The sequence below is a fragment of the Mammaliicoccus sp. L-M44 genome, from assembly GCF_022386355.1.
GTDB lineage: Bacteria > Bacillota > Bacilli > Staphylococcales > Staphylococcaceae > Mammaliicoccus > Mammaliicoccus sciuri_A.
In genome coordinates this window covers 1-12,311 of sequence record NZ_JAJNIU010000026.1, presented here as the reverse complement: position 1 = coordinate 12,311, position 12,311 = coordinate 1, and the positions used below count along the sequence as shown (strand labels likewise).

Annotated in this window: 14 protein-coding genes and 1 riboswitch; of the genes, 7 read left to right on the top strand and 7 right to left on the bottom strand. The window is 33.4% G+C overall.

The features are described 5' to 3' along the window. Positions 1-91: 91 nt before the first annotated feature. The 4 genes from gltC to LQ611_RS12090 all read left to right on the top strand — a co-directional run bounded on the left by gltC (position 92) and on the right by LQ611_RS12090 (position 3,550). Positions 92-979, top strand: a complete 888-nt coding sequence (gene gltC, locus LQ611_RS12105) for a glutamate biosynthesis transcriptional regulator GltC (RefSeq protein WP_025906116.1) — start codon at positions 92-94, stop codon at positions 977-979. A 16-nt stretch (positions 980-995) separates the two neighbouring features. Then, on the top strand, positions 996-1,607 hold the full coding sequence (locus tag LQ611_RS12100) for a DNA-3-methyladenine glycosylase (RefSeq protein WP_204172315.1): 612 nt from the start codon (positions 996-998) through the stop codon (positions 1,605-1,607). A 69-nt stretch (positions 1,608-1,676) separates the two neighbouring features. Beyond that, positions 1,677-2,792, top strand: a complete 1,116-nt coding sequence (locus LQ611_RS12095; protein ID WP_239709593.1) for a YibE/F family protein — start codon at positions 1,677-1,679, stop codon at positions 2,790-2,792. Continuing rightward, a complete protein-coding gene (locus LQ611_RS12090) occupies positions 2,792-3,550 on the top strand; it encodes a YibE/F family protein (protein WP_037560229.1) in 759 nt (252 codons plus the stop codon). Before LQ611_RS12095 ends, LQ611_RS12090 begins: the two co-directional genes overlap by 1 nt. A gap of 214 nt (positions 3,551-3,764) precedes the next feature. Here the strand turns inward: LQ611_RS12090 and LQ611_RS12085 are convergent, their stop codons facing one another. Together LQ611_RS12085 and LQ611_RS12080 are read right to left on the bottom strand one after the other, a co-directional pair. After that, on the bottom strand, positions 3,765-4,694 hold the full coding sequence (locus LQ611_RS12085) for a VOC family protein (protein WP_025906121.1): 930 nt from the start codon (positions 4,692-4,694) through the stop codon (positions 3,765-3,767). 122 nt (positions 4,695-4,816) lie between these two features. Then, positions 4,817-5,575, bottom strand: a complete 759-nt coding sequence (locus tag LQ611_RS12080; RefSeq protein WP_025906123.1) for a nucleotidyltransferase domain-containing protein — start codon at positions 5,573-5,575, stop codon at positions 4,817-4,819. 128 nt (positions 5,576-5,703) lie between these two features. On the opposite strand from LQ611_RS12080, the gene LQ611_RS12075 reads away from it, so the two are divergent. Then, positions 5,704-6,864 carry an MFS transporter gene (locus tag LQ611_RS12075; RefSeq protein ID WP_239709591.1) on the top strand — a complete coding sequence of 387 codons (1,161 nt, stop codon included), beginning with the start codon at positions 5,704-5,706 and terminating at the stop codon, positions 6,862-6,864. 45 nt (positions 6,865-6,909) lie between these two features. Here LQ611_RS12075 and LQ611_RS12070 read toward each other — a convergent pair whose 3' ends face one another. The 3 genes from LQ611_RS12070 to LQ611_RS12060 all read right to left on the bottom strand — a co-directional run bounded on the left by LQ611_RS12070 (position 6,910) and on the right by LQ611_RS12060 (position 10,332). After that, positions 6,910-7,980 carry an NAD/NADP octopine/nopaline dehydrogenase family protein gene (locus tag LQ611_RS12070; RefSeq protein WP_204167815.1) on the bottom strand — a complete coding sequence of 357 codons (1,071 nt, stop codon included), beginning with the start codon at positions 7,978-7,980 and terminating at the stop codon, positions 6,910-6,912. Between the two features lie 116 nt (positions 7,981-8,096). Next, a complete protein-coding gene (gene rocD / locus LQ611_RS12065) occupies positions 8,097-9,302 on the bottom strand; it encodes an ornithine--oxo-acid transaminase (protein ID WP_107565125.1) in 1,206 nt (401 codons plus the stop codon). A gap of 133 nt (positions 9,303-9,435) precedes the next feature. After that, entirely contained in the window at positions 9,436-10,332 is an 897-nt protein-coding gene (locus LQ611_RS12060; protein WP_103361470.1) for a TIGR01777 family oxidoreductase, read from the bottom strand. 85 nt (positions 10,333-10,417) lie between these two features. Here LQ611_RS12060 and LQ611_RS12055 point away from each other — a divergent pair, with 85 nt between their 5' ends. Further along, positions 10,418-10,870, top strand: coding sequence for a GNAT family N-acetyltransferase (locus LQ611_RS12055; protein WP_103361469.1), 453 nt, complete (start codon positions 10,418-10,420; stop codon positions 10,868-10,870). Between the two features lie 12 nt (positions 10,871-10,882). Here LQ611_RS12055 and LQ611_RS12050 read toward each other — a convergent pair whose 3' ends face one another. Beyond that, the gene (locus tag LQ611_RS12050) at positions 10,883-11,197 is read right to left on the bottom strand and encodes a DMT family transporter (protein WP_204175395.1); all 315 of its coding nucleotides are present in this window, start codon (positions 11,195-11,197) and stop codon (positions 10,883-10,885) included. Position 11,198: 1 nt separating this feature from the next. Further along, positions 11,199-11,522 (bottom strand): DMT family transporter, encoded by a 324-nt coding sequence (locus tag LQ611_RS12045; protein ID WP_025906137.1) that lies wholly within the window; start codon positions 11,520-11,522, stop codon positions 11,199-11,201. A gap of 48 nt (positions 11,523-11,570) precedes the next feature. After that, a riboswitch (guanidine-I (ykkC/yxkD leader) is annotated at positions 11,571-11,670 on the bottom strand. Positions 11,671-11,807: 137 nt separating this feature from the next. Here LQ611_RS12045 and LQ611_RS12040 point away from each other — a divergent pair. Further along, positions 11,808-12,143: a helix-turn-helix domain-containing protein gene (locus LQ611_RS12040; protein WP_025906138.1), complete on the top strand. Its 336-nt coding sequence runs from the start codon at positions 11,808-11,810 to the stop codon at positions 12,141-12,143. Positions 12,144-12,311 lie beyond the last annotated feature (168 nt).

Genomic DNA, 12,311 nt, shown 5'->3' with positions numbered 1-12,311 from the left:
TATCATACTTTACAAAGACTTATCTTAACAATATATAAAATAGATGAAATATATCTAAAAATTAGATAATATAAATAATGAGGTGTTGAATATGGAGATAAAACAATTAATTTATTTTAGAGAAGTTGCTTTAAGAGAGCATATTTCAGAGGCTGCGCTCGAGCTAGAGATTGCCCAATCTGCGGTCAGTAGACAAATCGCAAATTTAGAAAAAGAATTAAACACGACATTATTTTTAAGAGAAGGCAGAAATGTAAAATTAACGGACAGTGGCGAACTCTTACTTACACAGACAAATAGAATTTTAAACTTAATAGAAGAAACGAAAGATTTTTTTATACACCAAGAACATTCAGATAGACGTTCTATTAAACTCGCTTATACAGAAAGTTATGTATCACAAGCATTACCGGCTATTATTAAGACTTACGAGCGAGATTTCAAAATAGAAGTTAGACCTATGATGATGACACCACTAGAAATCGAAGAAGGTTTATTATCTCACCAAATAGATGTCGCGTTATGCGAACTTACACCGAAACTTACAAACAATAAACACACTATTAAACATACACTATTCGAAGAAACATATAATTTATACGTTCATAATAACAACGATTTATCAATGAACCCTAAACCGCCTTTATCACAATTGAGCCAGCAATACATTTACCATTTCAACACATTACCTGATCAAATATCACAATTAATACGTAAACATGCATCACAGAAGACTTACCCGATTTCAAATTTTGCATTATTACGACAAACATTACTTTCTGAAAAAGGCGTACTCATCGTACCTGATTATTTAAGTAATGGCATTGAAAATGAACAACTCACAAAAATCCCGTTAACACATACCGAACTTAAAAGAACGATTAACATTGTTTATCAAGACAATAATCAAAACAGTAAATTGAAGACTTTTATTGAACATACACGTTCTTTATTACAAAGACAAGCAACGTATCATTAAGGAGGATATTTTCAAAATGGATTTTATCAATAGAACGACTGAAGAAATTGCTGCCGACTTACTTGGTGTCAAAATCATTCACGAAACAGACGATATCGTATATACAGGTTATATCGTTGAAACGGAAGCTTATGTTGGTAAACACGATCAAGCAGCCCATTCGTTCAATGGCAGAAATACTAAAAGCGTGAAATCTTTGTATTGTGAAGGTGGAACGATTTATGCACACTCTATGCACAAACAACTACTGATTAACTTTGTTACACAAGTTGAAGGTGAACCTCAAGGTGTCTTAATTAGAGCGATAGAACCTGAACATGGCATTGAACAAATGGCACTGAACCGTAACGGCAAAACAGGTATAGAATTAACTAATGGACCTGGCAAATTCACGCAAGCGATGCAAATATCTAAAGCATTAGACGGCACTAAACTCAATGACAATTGCTTAAAAATTGATACAACAAATAGAAGATACCCTAAACAAATCGAACGTTCAGCAAGAATCGGCGTCCCAAATAAGGGTATTTGGACTGACAAACCTTTACGTTTCACAGTAACAGGACATCCGTATGTCTCAAAAGCTAGAAAACGCGATTCACTACCTTGTGCTGAAACATGGAAATAATTGAAGTACACCTCTTATGTACGTATACTATAGTATGTTCAAATCAAAGAAAAATGATGGTGGCAAAACATGAATGACAAAATCAAACAACAATTAACGAAACCATTTAATGTTGCGATACTCATATTTATTGTATGCGTTATAATAGCCTATATATTCACCCAGCATAATGCGCAATATTACAAAACACCAATTGGTCAAATTAGGGATATTACACATCAATCTTCACAAACAACGATTGACCAAAATAAAAATAAAGATACGTTACATAAAGAACAAATCCATTTAGAGATTCAGAATGGCCAGCATAAAGGAGACCGCATTACGGTTCCTCATAAATACACGGACTCTTTAACGGATTCTGAGAAATACCATGTAAACGACCAAGTCCTCTTATCCTATAAAGGTAAAGAAGACACTGCTATTATAAAAGGCTTAAAACGAGATGGCGCTGTCACATTAATGACTGGTTTATTCTTATTAACTTTACTTATCGTCGGTAGAAAATCAGGACTATATTCCATTATTTCACTCATTATTAATGTCACAGTTCTACTATTGATGATTGATTATTTCATGAAACATAATAATCATCACTTCTTTATATTAATGACGGCAACAGTTATATTCTCAACAATCGTATCCTTATTGCTCGTTAGTGGCTTTAAGCGGAGAACTTTTGTTGCGATAATTTCAACTTTATTCGGTACATTTTTAAGTATTGGTATCGCTCAACTTGTCATGATGTTTACGAATGGTGACGGTGTTAAATATGAAACGATGAGTTTCTTAACGATTCAACCGACACAAATATTCCTTGCGTCTGTGCTAATAGGCTCGCTCGGCGCGGTTATGGATGTTGCCATTACGTTAACAAGTTCCTTATATGAGATTAAAGCACAACATCCCGAAATTTCATTGAAACAATTGCGTCAATCTGGCACAAACATTGGTAAAGATATTATGGGTACAATGACGAATATCTTATTCTTCGCTTATTTATCTGGTAGCATTCCGATGATTATTCTTTACTTTAAAAATAGCAATACAATCACGTATACCTTATCCATGAATTGGTCATTAGAAATTACAAGAGCACTCATGGGTGGCATTGGTATTGTGATTACGATACCTATCACAATATTTGTTGCAATGATGTTCATGCAACGAGAGGAGGCTAAATAATGACGACATTTATTTTAGCCAGTATATTACTCGTTCTTATGATCATCGTTGGTGGAAAGAAAGGATTTAGATCGTTCGTAACTTTATTTTTAAACTTGCTGACGTTGTTTATTGCGCTATTACTCATCATTTATAAAGCGCCTATATTCATCGTATTAATCATCTTCTGTTTAATTATTACATGCATTAACTTGTTCTATATTAATGCATATAATACTAAGACAGTTGCTGCCTTTTTCGCGACCATTATATCTACGCTTATCTTAATAGGATTAATATATTTCATTGTAGACATTTCAATGTTGCAAGGTTTCACTGAAGAAGAACAAGATGAAACGTATATATTTTCAATGAATGTAGGTATAAACTATGCTGAACTTATGGTATTTACAGTTGTATTAGCTGTAATCGCAGCAGTGATAGATTTAACAATATCCATTAGTTCTCCAATGTACGAACTATATGAAGCACATCCAAAAATATCATTACAACAACTATTCAAGTCTGGCTTAACAATAGGAAGAGACATCCTATCAACAACAACCAATACAATTTATTTCGCCTATATAGGCGGACAAATCACGTTATTTTTCTGGTTTGGTAAATTAAATTACACCTTTGGCGAAATAATCAATGCTAAAATATTTGCAGCTGAAATCATAACCATATTATTAGGTGGCATCGCTGTAAGTATCGCCATTCCAATCACCTCATTTATCACAGTGAGATTAATAAAGAAACAACAACATAAAATATAGAAAAAAGCACCTTTTGACTCGGTCAAAAGGTGCTTTTGTTTGTATATATGAACCGCTAACGATCTTGTTTGCGTTTCTTGAGCGTTAGAATTTCTAACGATCTTGTCTTGCAGTCTTGAACGTTAGCGCCTGGTTTTCTCTCATTTTTTTAATTTTTTTGCCCGCTAACGATCTTGTTTTTCACTCTTGAACGTTAGAACCCGACATTCTACTATTAAATAGGTTCTAAATTACTTTCAATTTCTGCTCTTCTTGATTCTAAAAAGCCTGGTAAGTCTAGCTGTTGTCCAAGTTGTGACACATCATCATATGGCATACCTGGTCCTTGTGTCGCAAATTCGATTAATATATGTGAATGTCTATAATATAAGCTTTTAAAGAAATCTCTATCCACTATTCCAGAATGTACAACGCCTTTTTCGTCTAATAATTCTTTCACTTTATTTAATTCTTCTTCGTCTGCTACAGATAATGCAAGATGGTGAATACTTCCTTTACCAGGTCTTTCTCTTTCACCTTCTACTTCTTTCAATATAATATCGCTATACAATCCTTCAAAATCAATCGTATATAATAGCTCACTTTCAGAATCTACTAACTCAAAATGCAAATCATTTTCCAGGAAATTTTTCATTTCTGAAACATCATCAATTTTAAATTCTACAGGACCCATACCCATAATTTGATGTTCTTCTGGTACATCTGTGTACCTGTTATGACGCCAACTTTGCGGAACTTTACGTTCACCATTAGGTAATAACACCATTTCCAATCCTTCGTGATCTCTAAAATGTAAAGCTGTCATACCGTTATAAATACCAATAGCGTCATGATCAACATCAAGCTTTTCAAAACGATCTTTCCAATAATTTAAGCTTTCTTCACTTGGTACTAACAAGCCTATTCTTGAAATAGAGTTCGTACCTTTATAAGTTTGTCCCATCGGTTTAAGTTCGAAAAATGTTAAAGAAGTACCAGGCGAACCAACCTCATCACCATAGAACAAATGATACATAGAAGGGTCATCTTGATTCACTGTTTTTAAATATAAACGTAGCCCTAATTTTTCCACATAAAAATCTTTATTCAACTTAGCATCTTTCGTAAGCATCGAAATATGGTGGTGCCCTAAAATTTCTATCATAATCGTACCTCCCATTAATTTAACTACATTATACGCGCATCAGAATCATCTTTTCAAAAATTATACTCACATGTAAATATATAGACACCAGTCATAGTGACGTCACTATGACTGGTGTCTAGCTATGCATATTTTTTATATAAATAGTCGTATATTTTTTCGAATCCTTCAACCCAATATTCCTCAACCATGTCTTTAATATAGTCTTGGTAAAAATTCATATATTGAGCAACCGCTTCTCTATGCTTTATAGAATTATTACAATCATTTATATGATTTAACTTTGAATAAATATCAGCAGGCAGATGATGAGCAGCTTTTTTACCTAGAACTGCTTTCTCAGGATAATATTTATATAACAACACTTTAATTGCATGATTAAGTGCATTATCAATCATTTGAGTCGTCCATAAATATTGCCCTCTTCCAACTATGTGATCATATTGAAAGATAAACCAACAACTATCTAATGCTGAATCTATAAATACTTCTTCAGTTATACTTAAATCTTTTTTATCATATTCCTTCAATTTACCGTTAGGGTCATACATCACTTTTATATCATCTGTTTGAGGATAATCATGTTCATGAACAATATAACAATCTATATGTAACATATCTTCAAATATACCAACAATTTGAGGACAAATAATTTCCACTAATTCTTTAAATAGCAGTGTTTGATATTGCTCAAGTGCATCTACAATACTGTCATATACTTCTTCAACTTGTACATCGCATTCTAACATGACATAAATATCTAAATCAGAATATGCATCATTTTCCCCTCTAGCAATAGACCCCTTTAAAAATATTGATAAAACTCCATTTACCTTTTTCAAAGCCGGTACAATTTTCTCTAAAGCTATTTCGTATCTCATATTCCCACCCCTTACTTAAAAATTCAGATTATTATAATATATCACAATTACAATTGAATAATATATGCATATTTTTCGAAAAATGATTTTTTTAGCGTTATGATTATTGTTGTAGGGAGAGATACAATATGACAAGTGAACAGAAAAAGAGATCTATTTCATTATTATTAGCAGGATTCATCATTTTTTCTAGCCTTTATGTCACGCAACCGATATTTAATGGGCTTAGTCAATATTTTAACGTGTCGCTATCTGATATCAGTTTAACTTTATCCGTTTCTACTTTTATGCTTGGTATAGGTTTAATTTTAGTACCAATGCTAAACAATATTGAGAAGAAACGTATGATGTCTATTTCTGTATTACTTGTAAGTGTATTATCTATCATCAGTGTTTTCGTAACGAACTTCCATATATTTCTCGTCATTCGTGGTCTGATGGGATTAGCTTTAAGTGGTGTGCCTTCTATCGCAATGGCATATATAGCTGATGAAGTACATAAAGATAGAGTCAGTAAAGTAATGGGTTTATATGTAGCTGGAACGACCTTTGGAGGTATGTCTGGTCGTGTAGTTGTTGGTATTCTAACAGATATCGCGAATTGGCAAGTTGCGATCGCATCGCTCAGTATCCTTAATTTAATACTCGCAATATTAATGGTTATTTTATTACCAACTTCAACAGTTCAAACACCACAATGGGTATCACCGAAACAACATTTCATTAAATATGGAAAGCTATTAAAGAACCCAGCCGTTTTAAAAACAATGACACTAGCATTCTTATTAATGGGTACCTTTGTCACAATATACAGTTATATAACGGTACGTTTCGAACATCCACCATTCTCACTTAGTGAGTCTACGATTGCCTTTATATTTATTTTATATTTAATAGGTACGTATAGCTCCATTAACTTTGGGAAACTCAGTTATAAACATGGTATAAAAAAAGCATATGCAATCGCCATAACAATCATGATTGTAGGTATTATTCTTACATTCATAACATACTTACCAATTGATATATTAGGACTCGCCGCAATGACATTCGGATTCTTTGGCGCACATTCCATTCAAAGCAGTTATATCGCCACATTAACCGAATCAAGCAAATCACACGCCTCAACTTTATATTTATTAGGTTATTATGTAGGATCAAGTTTATTAACAATATTAGGCGGATACGTATTCGTACAATACGCATGGATAGGTATCGGTATCTTAACTCTCTTATTAACAGTAATAGCCGCAATAATTAGTAGATCATTATTTAAAAATGTCGCTTAATAAATCGAAAAAAACGCTTAGCTCGCGAATGAGCTAAGCGTTTTTCTAATCCAATCCTAATTTCTCTAATCCTAATGATTCTACTGTTAAACCTTCTGTATAGAAATCTCGCTCTAATATTGTTGAAGCGATTACGATAATGGCATCTATGTTTGGTGTTGGTACGCCGATTACTTTTCCTAAGCTTGACCAGAGTACTAAACCATATGCGATATCTTCTGTTAAGTATCTATTTTCTACTTCGTTTGGTCCGTTGATTTGTGAAAATACTGGACTTGTATTGAATAATTTATTAAGTGGTTCGTCTTCATCATCATTTGATAGGTAACCGCGTTCTATTCGTGCACCTTTTGCTGTATTAAGTTCGAAACCTAATTTTCTACCTAGTGATAATCTTTCCAATTCAACTGCATGCAGTAACTTCACAGTATGAGGTGTAATACCTTCTTTATATAAGGCAAATTCATCTGCATAGTCTATTCTACCTACGTTTAATAATGTTGGACCTGGATGCACTTCTGGATTCCCGTTTTCTAAGTTTGTCTTCCAAAGACTTTCTTCTTTAACGATATAAGGATATAGTTCTTTAATCGTTTTAAAGCTTTCTGTTAAATAGCTTTTATCATATGTTGAGAAGTGTACTTTCTGAACGTTAAGAGATAATTTCACTTCTGCTTTATCATAATCTACACGTGTCCCGTACGTTAATGTATTTAATTCAGCAAACTTTGGCATTGTTTCAATATGTTGCTTCTCTAACACATTAATAAACCTAATAGATCCCATAGCTGCTGCGATATTGAATAAGATCAATTGATCATTGTTAATAAGAGGTGCCATCGTTTTCGCATAATGTTCGATGAATGATGAAGGGATAATCATTTGTATCACTTCTGCATCTTTTAATACATACGACATATCATCACTTATGTCCGTAAACTTAACAAATGTCTTGTCACCTTCATTTATAAAATCAAAGCCACCTCGTTCAAAAGCTTTATCAAATTTATGAATAGATTGATTACGACAATATAATTTTACTTCATGTCCTTTAGATATCATGTCTAGAGCAGCGGTTACGGCACCATTACCTGAACCTACTATTGCTATTTTCATATTATCCTTCCCTTCATTGAAAATGAGTGTATATAAATATATACCCAGGAAATTTTAACATAAAAGAAAAGTGAGTAAGACATCGATTTATGCCTTACTCACTATTTATAAAAATTCTATGATTGATATTGTTTTGATTTTTCTTCTATTGTTTGTGTAATGACATTAACAATAGTATCAATGTCTTGTTCTTCAATAACGAGTGGTGGTGCTAAACGTATAATATTGCCTTGTGTTTCTTTACATAAGACACCTTGTTCATTAATACTTGATACGATTGATTGTGCTTGCTCATTAAGTTCAATACCGATAAACAACCCACGTCCTCTCACTTCTTTTATAATTGGACTATCTATTTTTTTCAAACCATTTAATAATTTTTCACCAAGTTGTTGCGAACGTTCAGGAAGCGACTCATCTATAAGTACATCCAAAGCTGCAATTGAAACAGCACATGCTAAAGGATTTCCGCCAAATGTAGAACCATGTGTACCTGGCGTTAATACTTGCATGACATCATCATTCGCTACGACCGCAGAAATAGGATAGAGACCGCCGCCTAAAGCTTTTCCTAATAAATAAATATCAGGTTCAACGCCTTCCCATTCCATCGCAAACATCTTACCTGTTCGACCTAGTCCTACTTGAATTTCGTCTGCAATCAACAGAATCTGATGTTGCTCACACAAAGCTTTAACATCTTTAATGAAATTTTCAGGTGGGATATGAACGCCACCTTCTCCTTGAATAGGTTCTAAGATGATCGCTGTTGTATTGGGTGTGATAAGAGAAGCAATTTCTTCAGCATTGCCAAATTCACTGTATTTAATATTACCTGCTAGTACACCAAAGCCTTCTTTATAACTATCGTTTGATGATAAGGATAGTGAACCAATTGTTCGACCATGAAAATTACCTTCCATCGCAATAATTTCAGCATCAAGCGCATTGATACCTTTGATATCTTGACCCCATTTCGTTGCTACTTTGATGGCAGTCTCTACCGCTTCAGTTCCAGTATTCATAGGTAAAACTTTATTTTTATTGGCTAACTTACAAATCTTCTCTTCCCAAGCACCTAAATTATCACTATACAAAGCTCTAGAAGTCATTGTAATCTTTTGACTTTGATCTAAAAATGCTTGAATAATTTTAGGATGACCATGCCCTTGGTTTAGAACTGAAAATCCAGAAACACAATCAATATATGTATTGCCATCTGAATCTTTAACATGTGCACCTTTACCTTCAGTCAAAACAATATCTAATGGACTATAATTATTCGGGCTATACTTTTCTGTTAATGCGATAAACTGATTCATTGAGTACCCACCTTTATAATAAATATACTATAATTCGTATTAATATTCATTATCATACATTTATTTTGTATATAAGTCAAAAAAAAATGACTGAGACACTACATTATGTCCCAGCCACTTCTTTAATTAATATTTATTTTAATAAATGACTAATGGCATCATCTATATATGGATACTCAAATTCAAAGTTCTGTTCTTGCAACTTTTTAGGGAATACTTTTTGTACATCTAGAATAACGGTAGACTGCTCTCCTAATAACAAGCGCAATGCAAATTTGGGTACTGGCAATAAATGTGGTCTATGAATCGCTTTCCCAATAGATTTGCCCAATTCATCTTGTTGGACTGGATGAGGACTACATAAGTTATAAACACCTTTAAATTGTTCATTTTGAATGAGCGTAGTGATACCTTTTACTAAATCATCAATATGAATCCAACTCATCCATTGCTTACCTGAACCAAGTGGACCGCCAACAAAGAATTGATACGGTTTAACCATTGTAGGTAGTGCACCACCCTCACTGGATAATATAACACCAAATCGACCTATAACGACTCTCGTTCCTAATTTATCAAATAGCCATGCTGTTTGTTCCCATCTTTCTACGACAGTCGATAGAAAGTCATGTGATAGAAACTGATCATACTCATCGTAAGAAACAACTTTAGACGGCGGGTAGTATCCAACTGCACTCGCATTAAATAATACTTTTGGTGCATAATTTTGCTTTTCAAAATAATCGTATAGCCGTTTAGTCGATTCAATACGACTCTTCATAATGGCTTCTTTATGCTCTGGTGTCCAACGGTTGTTGAGACTAGCACCAGCCAGGTTAATCACGATATCAATTTGAGGTAAATACTCTTCCCAACCATCTTCAGACCAATTAATATAATGTATAAATGGTTCATCTGACGTTCTATCACTTCTTGTTAATATATAAATTTCACTATCTGTATTTAAGTAATGTGCAACTAAAGCTGATCCAACTAGACCTGTTCCACCTGTCATTAATATTTTTTTCATTTTATCCCCACTTTAATTTAAGTTGTTGTAAAAAATCATCTATAATAATATATACCCATTTATATAGATATTAAGGAGGCTAAATATGTTTATTAGACAAGCAACCATTTCAGATTTAAGTGAATTAGTCGAATTACGCAAAGCGCAATTAATTGATGAAGGTTCTAACCCAACACCTAATATAGATGTTGAACTAGAACAATTTTTCACGGACATGTTAATGAACAAATCGCTTTATCAATTATTAGCCATTGTTGACGATAAAATTATCGCAAGTGGTGCGATTATCTATTACCCATTTCCACCATCGTTCACAAACCCTTCAGGTGAAAGAGCATACGTTACTAATATTTATACACACCCAGATTTTAGAGGACAAGGCATCGCCAAAAAAATCATTACTGAACTCATTCTTGATGTTGAATCAAGAAATATCAAAAAAATCTTCCTCGCCGCTTCTACTTTAGGTAAACCAGTATACAAAAAGCTTGGTTTCAAAGAAGTCAATGAATGGATGGAAATCAATTATGATTTATAAGCTATTAAATAGTTAACTGATTAACTTCAAACCTATCGTGCTTGCTAGAATAATGCCGATAAATAATATACGTTTAAATTCTTTAGACTCCCCGTAGAATACAATACCTAACAACGCACCGCCGGCAGCACCGATACCAGTCCATATTGCATAGCTCGTGCTCATAGGTATTGTATTCATTGCGATGGATAAACAAATAAAGCTTAATACAAAGAATAACCCTAGTCCTAATAACGATGGAATATTATTAAGTTTTGCATAAATGTTCATAAACAATACGCCTAACATTTCAAATAAACCTGCCAAAATCAATACAATCCATGCCATGTTATGCACCCTCCTCTTCACGTGTTACAAGTTTCAAGCCAATGACACCTATAATTAACGTCACGATTAAAATAACTTTTCCGATAACAACAGGTTCACCAAATAATGCAAAATCTACAATGGTTACGCCGGTTGCACCTAACCCAACATATACAGCATACGAAGTGCCTACTGGTAAATATTTAGATGCATTAATTAATAAATAGAAACTTACGACAATCGCGATAACTGTCAGAATCCATTCAAATGTATTATTTGCATGTGTTAATCCGACTACCCAACCAACTTCAAATATTGCGCCAATGATAATTTTTATCCAGTTCATTTATATTTTCCTCCTTAAATTAAAAAACCCGGGAAACTTATTTAATAAGTCTCCCAGGCTTTTATCCCTCCGTGTCACAAGTATCAACTTGCGGCTTTCTCTCGGTCCAGACTAACTGCTCAGTTACGGAACCCTAGAAAGCTTTTATTCGATTAGTTCGAATTATAGCAAATGAATTTTTATTGGTCAAAAAGTATCATTCGTATCTGAAAATTACAAATCACAACTTAAATCAGATATAATAGATTTAATAGATCATCATTTGAAGTGATTGAGGTGAAAGTATTGAATCAAACAGGATATCGAATTAAACAAAGAAGAGAAGAACTCGGATTTAGCACGTATAAATTAGCTAAACTGATTAACGTTAATCAGTCGACCATTTCCAGATATGAAACAGGACAAACATCTAAATTAACACCATCAGTAGTTGAAAAATTATCAATAGCATTGTCTACAACACCTGCTTATATTATGGGTTGGGTAAACGTACCAGAGGCATACGAAGATGAAGAAGATTCACAAATTATAAATGATGCCATTCAATTATTACGTGGTTTAAACAAAGAGAAAAAAAGACAAGCATTAGCATATATACAAGAAATATCTCAAAAATCATAAAGTTTAAATTAAATCAAAACCACCCGTTTAACGGGTGGTTTGTTCTGCGGCTATAAGCCTCTATTACTGACCAGCCCTAAAAGGGTTGTTTTATTTTTTCTTCTTTCGAGTTTCTTCCCCAGTAAAAGGATCTATGTACTCTATCATTGTTAACTGTTCTGCTACTAT